13 protein-coding genes are annotated in these 15,899 nt (G+C 59.4%); 10 read left to right on the forward strand and 3 right to left on the reverse strand.

Going from position 1 to position 15,899, the window contains the following annotated elements; translation table 11 throughout:
• Positions 1–8: 8 nt before the first annotated feature.
• Positions 9–2,528, reverse strand: coding sequence for a class I adenylate cyclase (locus WE862_RS02590; RefSeq protein ID WP_043850949.1), 2,520 nt, complete (start codon positions 2,526–2,528; stop codon positions 9–11).
• Between the two features lie 323 nt (positions 2,529–2,851).
• On the opposite strand from WE862_RS02590, the gene hemC reads away from it, so the two are divergent.
• Genes hemC through WE862_RS02610 form a run of 4 tightly spaced genes read left to right on the forward strand, consistent with a single transcriptional unit; the run spans position 2,852 to position 6,731 of the window.
• Positions 2,852–3,781: a hydroxymethylbilane synthase gene (hemC, locus tag WE862_RS02595; RefSeq protein WP_156128668.1), complete on the forward strand. Its 930-nt coding sequence runs from the start codon at positions 2,852–2,854 to the stop codon at positions 3,779–3,781.
• Entirely contained in the window at positions 3,778–4,512 is a 735-nt protein-coding gene (locus WE862_RS02600) for a uroporphyrinogen-III synthase (RefSeq protein ID WP_042030142.1), read from the forward strand. The genes hemC and WE862_RS02600 overlap by 4 nt, the downstream gene beginning before the upstream one ends.
• Positions 4,509–5,558 (forward strand): uroporphyrinogen-III C-methyltransferase, encoded by a 1,050-nt coding sequence (locus WE862_RS02605; RefSeq protein ID WP_042030143.1) that lies wholly within the window; start codon positions 4,509–4,511, stop codon positions 5,556–5,558. Before WE862_RS02600 ends, WE862_RS02605 begins: the two co-directional genes overlap by 4 nt.
• A gap of 9 nt (positions 5,559–5,567) precedes the next feature.
• Positions 5,568–6,731, forward strand: a complete 1,164-nt coding sequence (locus WE862_RS02610; protein WP_042030144.1) for a heme biosynthesis HemY N-terminal domain-containing protein — start codon at positions 5,568–5,570, stop codon at positions 6,729–6,731.
• Positions 6,732–6,807: 76 nt separating this feature from the next.
• Here WE862_RS02610 and WE862_RS02615 read toward each other — a convergent pair whose 3' ends face one another.
• Together WE862_RS02615 and glpX are read right to left on the reverse strand one after the other, a co-directional pair.
• Entirely contained in the window at positions 6,808–7,059 is a 252-nt protein-coding gene (locus tag WE862_RS02615; protein WP_033115487.1) for a YkgJ family cysteine cluster protein, read from the reverse strand.
• Positions 7,060–7,319: 260 nt separating this feature from the next.
• Entirely contained in the window at positions 7,320–8,330 is a 1,011-nt protein-coding gene (gene glpX, locus WE862_RS02620; RefSeq protein ID WP_041210099.1) for a class II fructose-bisphosphatase, read from the reverse strand.
• 218 nt (positions 8,331–8,548) lie between these two features.
• Between glpX and WE862_RS02625 the strand changes: the two genes are divergently transcribed.
• From WE862_RS02625 to WE862_RS02650, 6 genes are all read left to right on the forward strand, one after another.
• The gene (locus WE862_RS02625) at positions 8,549–9,610 is read left to right on the forward strand and encodes a porin (RefSeq protein ID WP_042030146.1); all 1,062 of its coding nucleotides are present in this window, start codon (positions 8,549–8,551) and stop codon (positions 9,608–9,610) included.
• A 116-nt stretch (positions 9,611–9,726) separates the two neighbouring features.
• Positions 9,727–10,629: an ABC transporter substrate-binding protein gene (locus WE862_RS02630; RefSeq protein ID WP_042030148.1), complete on the forward strand. Its 903-nt coding sequence runs from the start codon at positions 9,727–9,729 to the stop codon at positions 10,627–10,629.
• Between the two features lie 92 nt (positions 10,630–10,721).
• Positions 10,722–11,561 (forward strand): DMT family transporter, encoded by an 840-nt coding sequence (locus WE862_RS02635; RefSeq protein WP_042030150.1) that lies wholly within the window; start codon positions 10,722–10,724, stop codon positions 11,559–11,561.
• Positions 11,562–11,975: 414 nt separating this feature from the next.
• The gene (gene yjeM / locus WE862_RS02640; protein WP_041210095.1) at positions 11,976–13,442 is read left to right on the forward strand and encodes a glutamate/gamma-aminobutyrate family transporter YjeM; all 1,467 of its coding nucleotides are present in this window, start codon (positions 11,976–11,978) and stop codon (positions 13,440–13,442) included.
• Positions 13,443–13,677: 235 nt separating this feature from the next.
• Positions 13,678–14,580: a serine hydrolase gene (locus WE862_RS02645; protein ID WP_042030151.1), complete on the forward strand. Its 903-nt coding sequence runs from the start codon at positions 13,678–13,680 to the stop codon at positions 14,578–14,580.
• A gap of 226 nt (positions 14,581–14,806) precedes the next feature.
• The gene (locus tag WE862_RS02650) at positions 14,807–15,844 is read left to right on the forward strand and encodes an acyltransferase (protein ID WP_042030153.1); all 1,038 of its coding nucleotides are present in this window, start codon (positions 14,807–14,809) and stop codon (positions 15,842–15,844) included.
• Positions 15,845–15,899 lie beyond the last annotated feature (55 nt).

Consider the following 15,899-nt stretch of genomic DNA (forward strand, 5'->3'; position numbering starts at 1 on the left):
CGCAGCGGCTAACCCACATCTCGGGTCGGCGGCACCTGTTCACGCCCCGCCCCCTGGCTGCGGTAGGGAATAACCGCCAGCTCGCCATTGTGCTGCACTATCTCGTAGTACTGGGGCAGGTTGAAGTTGATGAACTGACCGTCATCGCTGAAGCGCTCGTGATTCGAGGTGTAGAAGCGGTTTACGCCGGAGACCAGCTCATCCTTGTTGCCGGCAAAATGCTGGTAGATCTCGACCCGGTTCGCCTCATCGAGGATATAGATGTTGGTGCCCGCATCCCGGGTATCGAAGAAGAACTGCACCAGCCCCTCGCTGGCATAGGCATCAACGATGCTCGGCAGATGTTGGCTGTGGGTCTTGTCGAGCCGCAGCGGCAGGTGATCCAGCTTGTTGTGGGAGATGTGGCGGTAAAAATCGATGGCGTTTTCCAGCTTCTTCACCGACACCCCGCGCCGCTCGAAGAAGATGCCGTACTTCTCCTTACCGAGCGCCATGGTCTTGACCAGCTGCTGCTTGTCGCGGGCAAGGCGCAGGTCGATACACTCGGCCACCAGCGTCTGGAAGCGGGAGCGTACCAGAGAGCGGAAGTGCTGGCTGTAGCAGAACACCTCGATCATCTCGGGGGCGGCGGCATCCTGATGCATCTTGCCGAGGATAGTGGTGAGGGCATCGACCACCGCCTCGTCCCCCTGAAAATGGAGGGTACGGATCTCGCTCCAGGAGTTGCGATAGACCAGATCCACCGAACCAACTAGACACTCCTGGTTGCGACCAAACGAAAATACATCCACGGTATTGGCGTCGAACTCGATTACCTGCCCGACCCAGTGGCTGGTCGGATCCATCTCCAGGTTGAGGAAGATGGAAAGCTGACGGATCTCGCACGGCCGACTGAGCGCCAGATTGGTGGCGAGCGGGTACTTCTCGGGGAAGCAGCCGGAGAGATCGCGACAGAACTGGTGCAGATTGTCGATGTGCAGATCCGATCCCTGATTGAAGAGGTGCACCCGTGACTGGGGCGTCAGCAGATCGTTGAAATAGGCCCAGGAGACCAGCTTGCTGATGTAGCCGTTGAACTCGAGCGGCGCGCGGCCAATGATGTCCACCGGCTCCAGCGAATGCTTGTAGAGATACCAGCCGGCGCGGTTGAGGCGACCGTGCGGCACCTGCACGAAGCTGAGATCCGGCTCGCTCAGATCCGGCGCTATCTTGAGGTTCACCCGCTGTACCTTGCCCGGCAGGCTCTCGAAGGCAGCATAGAGCTTGCGCGACAAGATGCCGATATCTTCCGGGTTGATCGACTCGCTGATGTTGTTGCGGCGGGCGAACTGGATCAGGTTGCGGTAGCTCTGCATCAGGGCTTCCAGCAACTCGGCATGGGCAATCTTCACCTCCTCGACCTTCCACTCGTGGCGGTGATCGAGATGGTACAGCTTTTCCTGACTCCAGCCCCAGTAAGAGACCAGCTGGCTCATCTGCTCGCGACGCCACTCGGGAGAGTGATCGTCCTTGGGATGGCTGAGGCCATCGCACACCTTGAGGTAGAAGCAGCGGCGCACCAGATCGAGTCGCGCCATGTCACCGATGGACTTGAGGTAGTTGGTCACCTTGTCCAGCATCAGGCAGTAGTTGTCGAGCCGGTAGTGCATCCCCTCGTTGTGCTGGAACCAGTCGCGGCCAATCATCGAGAGCAGGCGGGTATTGGGGTACTCGTGGGAGTAGGCTTCCATCAGTACCGACTTGAGCACGGCTTTATAGGGAGAGTCGATCCCCTTGTAGAGCTGCCACAGTGCCGAGCCGAAATACTCCTCAGCCGGGATCCGGTTAAAACTGCCCAGATCGAGCCAGTCATCCTGATCGAGCTGGCCGCTCTCGAACAGCCCGTTCACATACTCGTCGTAGTGGTCGTCATATTCGACAGGCACCAGATACCAGATAAGCCGCTTGCCGGCGATATGCATGGCGCTGCGGTAGAACTCGTCGAGCAGCAGCAGATGCTGGGCGCTGCCACAGCTCTCCCCCTGCATCTCGGCATCATTGGTCTGGCGGAACTTGTCTTCGGGGATCAGGAAGAAGTTGAGATCAACCCCGCGCTGTTCCGCCCACTTGGAGAGTTGCTGGCACTTCTGCTCCAGCAGATCGAGCCGCGTCTGCGACAAGCCGGCCACGTGGCAGACCCAGATATCGAGATCCGAGTGACAGCACTGGCCGATGGAGGAGGTGCTGCCCATGGAGTAGAGCCCTTGAATGGCTCGGTCATGGGTGGCAAGCCCGTTGAGGCAATTGGCATTCTGGCAGAGGTCATCGATGAAGGCTTGCTGTTCCGGGGTGGTGCTGAAACTCCAGATGCCATGAGGGACATCCCCGGAAACATAGCCAGGCAACAGGGGATGATTGAAGTGCAGCATGACCGGCAGCAGTTGAAATACCTGCTGCCCGTAGCGACTCATGAGGCCCAGCGCCCGTTGCGTCTTGAGACGGGTAATCCCGTCATAACGCGCAACCAGCGTGTCGAGTTTTTCCAGCAATGCCCTGCCTATCACCAAGGTGAAAATGACGCACCAAAAGCGGGATACGTCAAAAAAGTGTGATCATGTTAACAATGCAAACAGCAGTGGTAAACAAGCCGACAGCGAATCACCGGATTATTTCTGGTACGACCACAACAAGTATCAGGGGAAACGGTTAAATTTCAATAATTTCAATGAATTAATCAGTCACCTCAACTTAATGAAAATCATTTTCAGCCTCCATTTTTGAGCTTGAGCCCGCTTTTGCCGGCTCCGCCATGAAAGCCCGGGCAAAGGGTGGTAATATCGATTTCCTTCTAAAAATGAAACAACTGATTGATATGGCAGCCCGAACCCTGAAAATTGCCACTCGCAAGAGCCCGCTGGCCCTGTGGCAGGCCAACTTTGTAAAAGACCAGCTTGAAGCCCTGCATCCAGAGTTGCAGGTCGAACTGGTACCGATGAGCACTCAGGGTGACAAGATCCTCGATACCCCGCTGGCCAAAGTGGGCGGCAAGGGGTTGTTCGTCAAGGAGCTGGAGACCGCCATGCTGGAAGGGCGCGCCGACATCGCCGTCCACTCCATGAAAGACGTGCCGGTGGAGTTTCCCGAGGGGCTCGGTCTGCACACCATCTGCGTGCGGGAAGATCCGCGCGATGCCTTCGTCTCCAATCGCTTCAAGGCCATTGCCGAGCTGCCGCAGGGGGCCGTGGTCGGCACCTCCAGCCTGCGTCGCCAGTGCCAGCTGCGTGCAGCCCGCCCCGACCTGGTGATCCGGGATCTGCGCGGCAACGTCAACACTCGCCTCGCCAAGCTGGATGCCGGTGAATATGACGCCATCATTCTGGCAGCCGCCGGTCTGAAACGACTGGAGATGGCGCACCGCATCACCGCCTTTATCGAGCCGGAGCAGAGCCTGCCGGCCAACGGTCAGGGGGCTGTCGGCATCGAATGCCGCCTCGACGATGTTGAGCTGCACGCCCTGCTGGCGCCGCTGGAGCACGCCGAGACCCGCGCCCGGGTGCTGACCGAGCGAGCCATGAACCGCGCCCTGCAAGGTGGATGTCAGGTGCCTATCGGTGCCTATGCACTGGTCGAGGGCCAGCAGATCTGGCTGCGCGGTCTGGTGGGCAGCCCGGATGGCACCCGCGTCATCCGCGACGAAATCCGCGGCCCGGTGAGCGAAGGCGAAACGCTGGGAGAGACGTTGGCACAGCGCCTGCTGGCGGCTGGCGCCGACGAGATCCTGGCCGAGGTCTACCGCGCATGATCCCGCTGGTGGTGCGTCCGGCCGCCCAGGCCACCGAGCTGGCGCAGTTTCTGCGCCGGCACGGTCATGTACCACTCTGCTGCCCGCTGCTGGCAACGGTCGCGGGCAGCGACCTCCCCCGCCTGGCCGACATGCTGCAAGAGGCTGACATAGTTATCGTCGTCAGCATCCATGCCGTTCATTTTGCACACGATTTTCTGTTGCAAACTGGTCTGACCTGGCCACATATTGAGTACTTCGCAGTGGGTCAGGCGAGTGCCGATGCCTTTGCCGAAGTGGGCGTGCGGGCGATCTGCCCGGACGACCCGCGCAGCGAGGGACTGCTGGCCCTGCCCGAACTGCAGCAAGTGAGCGGCAAGCGGGTGGTGATCCTGCGCGGCAATGGCGGGCGGGATCTCATCGCCAGCACGCTGGCCTCACGCGGTGCTCTGGTGCACTATTGTGCCGCCTACGAGCGCCACTACCCCGAGTTTGACGGGGAAGCATTGACCAGCCACTGGCAGGCTGCCGGGCTCGACAGCCTGCTTGTCACCAGTGGTGAACTGTTGCAACGCCTGCTGGAGCTGGTTCCCACCAGCCAGCAGCCCTGGCTTTTTGACCGCCTGCTGGTGGTCCCCAGCCCGCGCGTGGCCGAGATGGCCAGCGCTGCGGGCTTTATCCATATCACGATTGCCCAAGGTGCATCCAACCAGGCCCTGATGGCCGCACTGGAACTGAGGAAGATGGAATGACAGCACAACAAGAATCCCAGGTCACACCCCAGCCGACCGCCGTGGTCAATGGCAGCAAGAGCCGCTCCGGTGCCGTTCTGGGAGGGGTCGCCATCCTGCTGGCCCTTGGCCTGACCGGTGGTCTCTATCTGCATGGCCACAAGAATGCGGTAGCCCAGCAGGCCGAACTGGCCCAGCTCAAGCAGCAGCTGGCCAGCGCCGTGAGCAAGATTGACCAGAGCAACAGCAAGGATGCCGAACAACTGGCCGCGCTGGGCCAGACCCAGCAACGGCTGCAGGGCGAGATGCAGGGGCTGCAGAACCGGGTACTGGATCTCAACGACAAGCGCCCCAACGACTGGATGCTGGCCGAATCCGAGTATCTGGTTCGGATGGCGGGCCGCAAGCTGTGGCTGGAGCATGACCTTGTCTCTGCCATCACATTGCTCGGCAACGCCGACGAGCGCATTGCCGCCCTCAACGACCCCAGCCTGATGCCGATCCGCAAGGCGCTGGCCGAAGATATCACCAAGCTCAAAGGGATGCCGCGCATCGACCGCGAAGGACTGACCCTCAAGCTGGCCGCCCTCGAAGACCAGATCGAGCTGCTCCCGCTCTCCGCCGTCAACATGCCGGAAGCCAAACAAGAGCAAGATCAGGCGGTCAGCACCAATCCTGACGAGTGGGAAAGCAACCTGAAGAAGAACTGGGTCAAGTTCACCGAAAACTTCATCACCATCCGTCGCCGTGATGGCGCCGTGGAGGCGCTGCTCTCGCCACAGCAGGAATTTTTCCTGCGCGAAAACCTCAAGACCAAGCTGCTGCAGGCACAACTCGCCGTCTATCGCGAACAGCAGTCCCTCTATGAAGACAGCATCGACAAGGCGCAGCGCTGGCTGACCCAATATTTCGATACCGACAACAGCGCCACCCACTACATGCAGGGTGAGCTCGACAAGCTCAAGGGCGAGCAGATCCAGATCAGCTATCCGGAGCAATTCAAGACCCAGGCGATGCTGGAGCAGGTGCTGACCGAGCGCCTGCAACGCATTCTGGCCAGCAGCTAAGGGGGCACCATGATCCGCATTATCATTCTGGTTGCCGTCATGGTCGCAGGGCTGATCTTTGGCCCGCAGGCATCAGGCAACAAGGGCTATGTCCTGATTGCGCTCGGCAACTACACTATCGAATCTTCCGTCACCAGCGCGGTGATCCTGGCCGTGCTGTTCTATGGCGCTCTGCTGATCGTCGAGTGGCTGCTGGGCCGGGTGTTCGGCCTGCGCCGCAAGACCCTCGGCTGGTACGGCTCCCGTCGCCGCCGCAAGGCCAATCAGCAGACCGTGGCCGCAACCTTGGCGATGGCCGAAGGCCACTACAGCCAGGCTGAAAAGCTGATGCTCAAGGGTGCCAGCAACAGCGACACCCCGCTGCTCAACTATCTGAGCGCCGCCAAGGCGGCCCAGGCGCGCGGTGACGATGTCCGCCGGGATCAATACCTGCAAAAGGCGCAGGAGGAGAACCCCAAAGCCGAGCTGGCGCTCACCCTGACCCAGACCCAGCTGCAGATCGAGCAGGGCCAGTACGACACGGCGCTGGCGATGCTGGAGTCGGTCTACGCTCTCAACCCGCGCCATCCCATGGTGCTGGATCAGCTGCGCCAGGTGCATCTGGCCCGCCACGACTGGGCGGCCCTGTGCGACCTTATCCCCACCCTGCACAAGGTGGGCAAGCTGACCCCGAAACAGGAAGAGGAGCTGCTGCAACAGGCGTGGAATGGCCGTCTGCAGCAGGCGGCAAGCAATCTGGAGACCCTCAAGGCGGTGTGGCAGGAGCTGCCGCGCAAGCTGCGCCTTGAACCTGAGCTGCTGGCCAGCTACGGCGATCTGCTGCGCGGGCTGGGTGCCGACAGCGAAGCGGCCAGCCTCTGGCAGGAGGCGCTGCGCAAGCAGGTCATACCGCAGCTGCTGAGCCGTCTGCCCAAACTGAAACTCGACAACTACCAGCCGCTGCTGGCACTGCTGCAAAAACAGCAGGGGCAGCCGGAGGTCGACAACGCGCTGGCCCAACTCTATCTGCTGGCCGGCCAGCTGGACGAGGCCCAGAAGTTGCTGGAACAGCAGGTGGAGAAGGCGCCCAGTGCCGCCGTCTACCACGCGCTCGGTCAGGTGATGGACAAGCGCCGCCTTACCAACAAGGCCAACGAGTACTACCGTCAGGCGCTGGATCTGGCGGGGATTTGATCCTGAAACTGCAAACAGCAAAAAGAGAAGAGGCCGCACAATGCGGCCTCTTTTTTATCTCTTTGTTCTGCTCTCGTCAGGTGGTGAGCCGCTCCAGCTCGCCAATCAGCCAGATGGCCTCGGCGCGGTGGCTACCGCACACATCTGCCATCGGACGAAAGCCGCCACATACCGCCGGCCGCTCTGGCTGGCCGAAGATCTTGCAGCCAAGGCGCGCATCAAGCTGGATGCAGGGGACGCCAGCCGGTTTGCCATCGGGCATGCCAGGGATGGCACTGCTGATACTGGGAGCGATGCAACAGGCACCGCAACCGGAACGACACTCCATACAACCCACTCCTGTCACAGGATCAACCTGCACTGTCGGACTCTCTGCCACCATAGCCCAGGCCATCTCACAAACGTAGAGGGCAGGCAGCAAAAAGCCCGACCGCGAGGCGATCGGGCTTGATTCACTACCGCATGGCGGGCAGAGCCATCATCACAGGATGATGTCGCGAACCACGCTGTCTTTGCGTTCCAGATAATGGATCGACTTGATGCGACGGCACATAGTACGGGACTTGCCGCCGACCAGTATTCACTACATCACAGAATAATGTCGCGCACTACGCTGTCTTTGCGCTCAAGGTAATGGATCGACTTGATACGGCGGATGGTGCGCGATTTGCCACGGATCAGCAGGGTCTCGGTGGTCGCCATCACGCCATCGCTGGTGATGCCGTCAAGCAGATCACCCTTGGTGATACCGGTGGCGGAGAAGATGACGTTGTCATTCTTCGCCATGTCTTCCAGCTTGAGCACCTTGTTGACGTCGATGCCGAGCGCTTCGCAGCGGGCAATCTCCTGCTCACCCAGCGCGATCACCTCGGGGCTGTCGCCCTTGACCCGGTGACGCGGCACCAGACGGGCCTGCATATCGCCATCCAGCGCGCGGATCACCGCAGCGGAGATCACCCCTTCCGGTGCGCCGCCGATGCCGTACAGCATGTCCACTTCGCTGTCCGGCAGACAGGTGAGGATGGAGGCTGCGACGTCACCATCGGGAATGGCAAACACCCGCACGCCCAGCCCCTGCATCTCCTTGATCGCCTTGTCATGACGCGGCTTGGCCAGGGTAATGACGGTCAGACGGGAGAGCGGCTTGCCCAGCGCCTTGGCCACAGCCTTGAGGTTCAGCTCGAGAGCCTGATTCAGGTCGATGGCGCCTTTGGCCCTGGGGCCGACGATCAGCTTTTCCATGTACATGTCAGGCGCTTTCAGGAAGGAACCCTTGTCGCCCACCGCCAGCACAGCCAGCGCATTGGCCTGACCCATGGCAGTCATGCGGGTACCCTCGATGGGATCGACCGCGATATCCACCGCGTCGCCATGCCCGGTACCGACCTTCTCGCCGATGTAGAGCATCGGCGCTTCATCAATTTCACCTTCGCCGATCACAATCTCACCATCGATCTCGATCTGGTTGAGAATGTGGCGCATGGCCGCAACGGCCGCCCCATCGGCGATATTCTTGTCACCACGTCCGAGCCACTTGTAGCCAGCCAGTGCAGCCGCTTCCGTCACTCGGGAAAACTCGATTGCCAGTTCACGTCTCATCGCATATCCAACCTATGGAGCTCGAAAACGGGCGGCATTCTACCACAAGGGCAAACCTTTGCGCACAAAAGTAGCTGACAGGCGCATAAATGTAGCCAATTCATCCAATTGCAACCCAACTGCCATCGACTCTTCATCCAACTGTCACCCCGCTGTCATCCTCCCTCCCTAGGATGGCCCCGTCTTCCAAACAAAAGCTTGCAACACAAGGGATTAAGATGAAAAAGCTGACTGTAGTGGCACTGGCGCTGACTGCCGCCTTCCAGGCTCAAGCCGTTGAAGTGTATAAAAACGACACCTCTTTGCTGGATCTCTATGGCCGCATCTATGCCGGTCAGTTCTTCGGTGACAAGAAAGAAGGCGTCGATGCCACCCACCCGAACGGCACTCAGGATTACAGTGCCAAGCAGGGCGCCAACCAGTTTGTCCGCTTCGGAGCCAAAGCCGAGACCCAGATCCAGAGCGGTCTGAAAGCGCTGGCCCAGTACGAAGTGCAGATGTATATCAACGACAGCGAGAAGACCATCAGCGAGAACTCCGACAACATGCGTACCCGTCTGGCGTTTGCCGGTGTGGGCGCAGACTGGGGTAGCGTCACTTTCGGCCGTCAGAAAGGGGCTCCCGGCTTCCTGGCTGACTGGACTGATGTCGCCCTTTCCGATGGCTACGGCAACGATGCGCTGGGTGCCAAGACCGATACCTTCGCCACCAACCGTGCCGGCTCCGTGCTGAAATACTCCGGTCTCTTCAACGGCTTCCAGCTCGATACCAGCTACAAGTTCGACGGCGGCGACACCGAACAGACCACCAGCAAGGATAGCGATGCCGCCTACGGTGCTGCCGTGGCCTATACCTTCCCGTTCAATCTGTCGCTGGGTACTGCCTACAACGTGGGCATCCGCGACAAGAGCGGCGAGAGTGATGCCAAGCTGTGGATCATCTCTGCCAAGTACGACAACAAGGCCGCCTACGCCGCCCTGAGCTATGCCGACGGCAGCGACTTCCTGGCCACCGGCACCGACCACACCGGCTGGGAAGCCGCGCTGGGCTACAACTTCGAGAACGGCTTCGGCCTGATGGCGCTGTGGAACAAGCAGGAGCAGGACAAGGCGGGCGTCAAGAAGGACAACGTGGACTACTACACCCTGGGCGCCCAGTACAAGTTCAACAAGAACCTGCGCGTTATCGGCGAGTACCGCATCAACAATCTGGACAGCGTGGCCGGAACTGCGACCGCCAACAAGGATGACTTCCAGCTGGCGGCCCGTTACGACTTCTAATCGGGTCAGGATGGATACCAAAAGCGCGATGGCATGCCATCGCGCTTTTTGCTTTGTTCACGCAGCGGCAAACTGGCCTAGGCTCAACAGGTGATGTTTGTACGACACGAGGCTGGATGATGTTGAAACAGCTTGCTGCACTCCTGCTTTTGCTGGCTCTGCCGGCACATGCACTCTCGATCGCCATGGTGCTCTGGCGCGGCGAGACTGCGGCAGAGACCGGTTTTCGCGAAGAGCTGCTGCGCCTTGGCTATCAGCCCACCTTCACCACCTTCGATGCAGCGCAGGATCGCGCCACGCTGGCGGCCATGCTGCGCCAGCAAATTGAGCCCAAGCTGGCCAGCTACGACTACATCTACACCTTCGGCACCACTGCCACCGCCATGACCAAGAGTCTGCTGGCCGATCGTAAGCCCCTCATCTTCAGCGTGGTCTCGGATCCGGCAGGTGCCGGTTTTCTGGCAAAGGATAAAAACCTGAACAAGATGGTGGCAGGCACAAGCAACATGGTGCCGATGGCGCTGCAGCTGGCCAATGCCAGCAAGTACCTGCCCGCCGGCAAACGGCTCCTCGTCCCCTTCAACCCGCGGGAGCAGAACACCCGCCTCGTCACCGACATGCTCATCTCCGAGGCCAGACGCTACAACTGGCAAGTAGTGCCCTGGCGGATTGCCCCGGATCCCAAGCGGCTCGATAGCGAGCTGAAGCGACTGCAGCAGGATGCCAGCAACGACATCGTCTTTCTGGCGGCAGACAGCTACCTGCTCTCCATCGCTCCCCGTCTGCTGAGCACCCTGAACGACGCGGGCATCCCCACCATCTGCAGCGCCGAGCTCTTCGTCCAGCACGGCTGCACGGTCGGTACCATCAGCAGTTACAAGCTGCTCGGCAAGATGGCCGCCGACATCATCCACCTCAACCAGCAGGGCATCCCGCTGCAGGATATCGCGCTGAAGTTCGATGCCAATCCCAAGCTGGTACTGGGCCCCCTCGGTAAACTGCGCCAAAGCGGGCAATAACAGAGCCCGCCCAACCAATCCCTTGATGGAGATCCCGGCACGACAAGTGCCGGTCGGGTATGATATCGGCTCCCGGATTCGAGGCACCTCCCATGAGTACCACCGTCTTCTTTGCCGTGCTGCTGGCAGCCCTGCTCCATGCCAGCTGGAATGCCCTTGTCAAAATCGGTGAGGAGCGACTGGTCGGCATTTCGCTGGTCGCCCTCTTCTCCGGGTTGATTGCCGCAGTCGCCCTGCTGCCAATGGGGTTGCCATCACAGGCTGAACTGCCCTGGCTAGGTCTCTCGATTTTGCTTCATACCGGTTACTGCCTCTTTCTCAGTCATGCCTACAATCAGGGCGATTTTGGCCAGATCTATCCGCTCGCCCGCGGCAGCGCCCCGCTGCTCGCCATGCTGTTAAGTGCCATGCTGCTCGGTGACTACCCGGGCTACGGCGGTATCGTCGGCGCCTGCGTGCTGATCATGGGAGTCCTGCTGATGGCCTGGCGAGGGGGGCAGCAACGGCTTGGCAGCAAAGCCGTTCGGGCCGCGCTGCTCACCGCCATGTTTACCGCGACTTATACCCTCTCGGATGGGGCCGGCGCCCGGGCTGGCGGCGAGCCGGTGCGCTATACCCTCTGGTTGTTCGCCTGCACCGGTCTGGTGATATTGCTGGTACTAATCGCCCATCAGAAGCGCAACACCTGGCGCCAGATCCGCCAGCATGCTGCAGCAGGCGCGACAGGAGGAGCCATGTCCCTGATCGCCTACGGCATCGTCATCTGGGCCATGACCCAGGCTCCCATCGGCGTGGTTGCCGCCCTACGCGAAAGCAGCGTGTTGTTTGCCATGCTGCTCTCGGTCTGGCTGCTGAAAGAACCGCTGGGGAGAGCCCGCCTGACCGCAGCCGCCATTATTACCGGTGGCGTGCTGTTGACTCGTCTTGGATAAGGGAATCAATTTTCATTTGCTTTTAAATCTGTCGACAAACTATGCATTTATCTATTCACGGATATCGAGCGGAAAATAGATGAGCCAGAATCGTAAATGATTACATCCGCAACGTATTAATTAACTGGCATTGCTATTTCGAACTGATTGAGAACCATATGGCTAACTTACCAAGTCGATGCCGTTAATGGTAAAATCGCGCCCATTCAATGCTTGGCAGCACCACCCCCTCTCTCCATGGCATTCGCCATGCAGGTTCGTCAAACAGTGATTTGCGGCCACCAAACGATCCGTGGCTGAACGTTTGTGCCTGTCGCACCGCGACAGGCTGATGCACTCCGGATAATTAATTTATCCAGCTTGATATGTTTAATTTTTGATTATTTAAAATGCTGCACCAGCAGGGAGTTTTATATGTCAGCAAAAAAGCTGAAATTGGGTGCCTTTATATTGATGATACTCACATCGGTATTTGGCGTTACTAATATCGGGATCGGTTTCTACCGCATGGGATATGCCGCCATTCCGATGTTCGTGGTCGGTGGTCTGTTCTTTTTCATCCCCTTCATCTTGATGATGATTGAGTTCGGTACCGGTTTTCGCAAAGAGGCTGGCGGCATCTTTACCTGGATGCGCCACTCGGTCTCGACCCGCTACGCCTTTATCGGGCTGACCATGTGGTTCGCCTCCTACGTCATCTGGATGTTCGGCAAGGCGCTCTCCATGTGGGTGCCCCTCTCCTTCATGCTGTTTGGCCGCGACATCACCGTTATCCCGGTCACCCTGGGCACCGGTATCGACTTTGGCCCCTTCATTCTGGGCGTCGTCGCCATCGCACTGGTGGCCATTGTGACCAAACTCATCACCTTCGGTAGCGCCCGTTTTGCCAAGGTAGCGGCCATCGGCGGCCTCTCCGTCGTAGCCCTCAACGTGCTGTTGCTGGTTGGCGGCGTTTTGACCTTCGCCGTGAGCGGCATGACCCTGCAGGAGCCCTTCACCGAGGCATCGCTAACCTCTTCTCCCAATGCCGCCTTCAACGACATCATCCCTTTCCTCGGCTTCATGGTATTCGCCATCTTCGCCTACGGCGGCGTCGAAGCGATGGCCGGTGTGGCTGACGAACTGGAAGATCCCGAGCGCGACCTCAAGCGCGGCATCTTCCTCTCTGGCGCCTTCATCGTGCTCTGCTACATCATCGGCTTTCTGGCGGTCGGCTCCATCATGCGCTGGAGCGATTTCCCGGCCGAGGGGATCACCTCCCTCTCAGCTCTCTTCATCATCATGCTGGAGCTGGGTCGTCATCTGGGTGGCGAGTGGCTGGGCCAGATCTTCATGCGCTTTGCCGGCCTTGGCATGTTCCTGAGCTATCTGGGGGCCTTCATCGCCCTCTCCTACGCACCGCTGCGCCAGTTTATCACCGGCACCCCCAGCTACTTCTGGCCGGAGCGCTTCCAGCGTGAAAACCAGAATGGCGTTCGCGTCGAGGCCCTCAAGGTTCAGGCCTGGGTGGTCTGCATCTTCATCGCGGCCAAATCCATCTTCACCCTGATCAATCCGGAAGGGGCAGCCGCCCTCTATGAACTGATCATCACCATGACCAACGTCGGCATGACCCTTCCCTACATGTTCCTCATCTACGCCTGGTATCGCTATCGTCACAATCCGGCACTGGAGAAGGACCTGATCTTCTTCAAGAGCTCGGGCTCGGTACTGCTGGCCACCATTGTCAGCCTGATCCTGGTGGCATTCGGCAACGTCTTTACCGTAGTCGCCCCCTTTATCTCCGGTGACATCTCGACCGGCGTCTGGACCATCATAGGTCCGGTACTGTTCGTCATCATCGCCATGCGGTTCAAAATCAAGCAGGAGGATGCCCACTGATCGGCTATTTCATCCTGATAGTCAGCGGGGCCTTCGGGCCCCGTTTTTTCCTTTAACATCAGCTAAAACGGCCTGTTAAAAGACCTCGGAGAGACCTCTTTGGATACTTAAATCAGGGCCTTAACGGTTACAACGCAGCAAATTATCAATATCAAGGTGAGAATCATTGTGAAGCGCCAATTCACGACATATAACTTACCGAGATATCCCTGTTTTTTGTCCGGTAGAGCAGATCATGATGATGCGTTCCCTTCTTCCCCTGTTGCTTGGCGCAGTAATGCTGCCGGCCGCTATGGACAGTGCCCACGCCAACCCCTTTTCCGCCAGCAGCAATCACAGCTTTCTGGAGCGAAGGGATATTCCCAACCTCAATTCGGCCGCTTTCGTGGTCGCCAACCACAGAACCGGCGAAGTGCTCTCCGAACACAACGGCAGTCGGGTGATGCCCATCGCCTCTCTCACCAAGCTGATGACCGCGCTGGTGGTGCTGGACGCCAACCAGCGTCTCAATGAAACCCTCACCGTCACCAATGCGGATGTTGATCGTATCAAGGGCACAGGGTCACGTCTGGCCATCGGTTCGAAACTGAGCCGGGCCGAGATGCTCCATATCGCCCTGATGTCGTCGGAAAACCGTGCCGCCTCAGCGCTGGGACGCAACTACCCGGGCGGTCTGCGCGCCTTCGTCGAGGCGATGAATGCCAAGGCTCGCATGCTGGGGATGTGGAACACCCACTATGCCGACAGCACTGGCCTCAACCCGCGCAACGTATCGACCGCTCAGGACTTGGCCAAGCTTGCGGCAGCAGCCGCTGCCTATCCGCTGATCCGTCAATACTCCACCGACGATCAGAGCTATGTGCGAACCAACAAGAGCCAGCTCCACTATCGCAACTCCAACCGGCTGGTACGTGAGGGTCAGTGGGAATTTACCCTCTCCAAAACCGGCTATATCCGCGAAGCGGGTCGTTGTCTGGTGCTGGGTACCAGGGTGAACAACGAGCCAGTGATCATGGTGCTGCTGAATGCCGAAACCACCAACGACCGGGTGGCCGATGCCAAGCGGATCAAAACCTGGCTGGAGAGCTCTGGCAGAACAACCCTGGCAGCCAACCAGAGCGCCATGTTGCGCGAGTAATCGATCCTGCAAACTCAAAAAGCGAGGCTCCTGCCTCGCTTTTTTCATGCCGGCCATGGCCATCGCAAACGGGGGCCAGATCACACCCCAAGTAACCCTCTCCACCACCCCGTTACGAAATGTAACCGTTCAATAGCGTGATTCACATTAACGGAATCAATGAGTTGTAAATCAAACACCACACTTTTAGCGTGCTGGCTCAACCCTGTAACCTCGAGCAAGCAATATGCGCATATCCAGTATCGAGTGTGGGCGGGTAATCGCCATATTGGCCGTGATGACCATTCACGTATCCCCTTTCGCTCACCCCTTCGACCCCACGCTGTGGGGTAGCGAGAGCTACCTCTGGCTCAGCGGCATTATCAACCAGCTCTGCCGCTTTGCTGTACCGCTGTTTTTTATCTGTGCGGGCTACTTTCTGCAACCCAAGCTGAGTGCTGGAGCACCGATGAGCGTGGCATGGCGTTACTGCCGCCCCCTGCTCCAGCTCTGGCTGGTCTGGAGCCTCGTCTACCTGCTGGTGCCCTTCAATCCGCTGAATGCCATCGAACAGGGTTATCTGAACTCCCTCAACGCACAGTGGCAGTTCCAGCTCGGAGATTCGGTCAATCGCTGGCTGGTCGGCGGCATGATCCACCTCTGGTTTCTGCCGGCACTGATCCTGGCGGTCACCCTGCAGGCGTTTTGCCAGTGGCTTGGCAAGCCGGGATTCGCACTCATGCTGGGTGCCGGGCTCTACCTGTTGGCACTGCTCGGTGGTTCCTATGCCAAGCCATTGCTGGGAGAGGAGTGGCTATTGCTCACCCGTAACGGCCCCTTCTTCTCCCTGTTGTTTGTGGCAATGGGGGCCCGCTTGCGCCAGCAGCAGTGGCAACCGTCGGCCCGCAGCGGATGGTGGCTACTGCTGGGTGGACTCGCGCTCTATGCGCTGGAAGCCTGCATTCTGCGCGCTTTTGCCGGTATCCCGCTGACTCGCCACGATTTTCTGCTCGGTTCCGTACCCTGGGCCGTCGGCCTCTTTGGCCTGTTGCTGGCCCATCCTGACTGGGGCAAGGGAAGCTGGCTCGCCCGCCAATCCCCCAAGGTGCTGGGCCTTTACTGTCTGCACATGATGCTGGTGGTCTGGCTCTTCACCTTTGGCCCGCAGGGCGCTTCCATTTTATGGGAGTTGGTCAAGGTGCCACTGCTGCTGGGTGCCTCACTGCTTGCTTATCGCCTGCTGGCTACCTTGCCTGCGACCCGCTGGTTGCTGCGTACCCAGTAATTCCGTTCTCCGGCCCGCACCTTGCGGGCCAGTCTCCTCGCACAACTCGCCACCC

Origin of the sequence: Aeromonas jandaei, assembly GCF_037890695.1 — a bacterium.
GTDB classification, from domain to species: Bacteria; Pseudomonadota; Gammaproteobacteria; order Enterobacterales; family Aeromonadaceae; genus Aeromonas; species Aeromonas jandaei.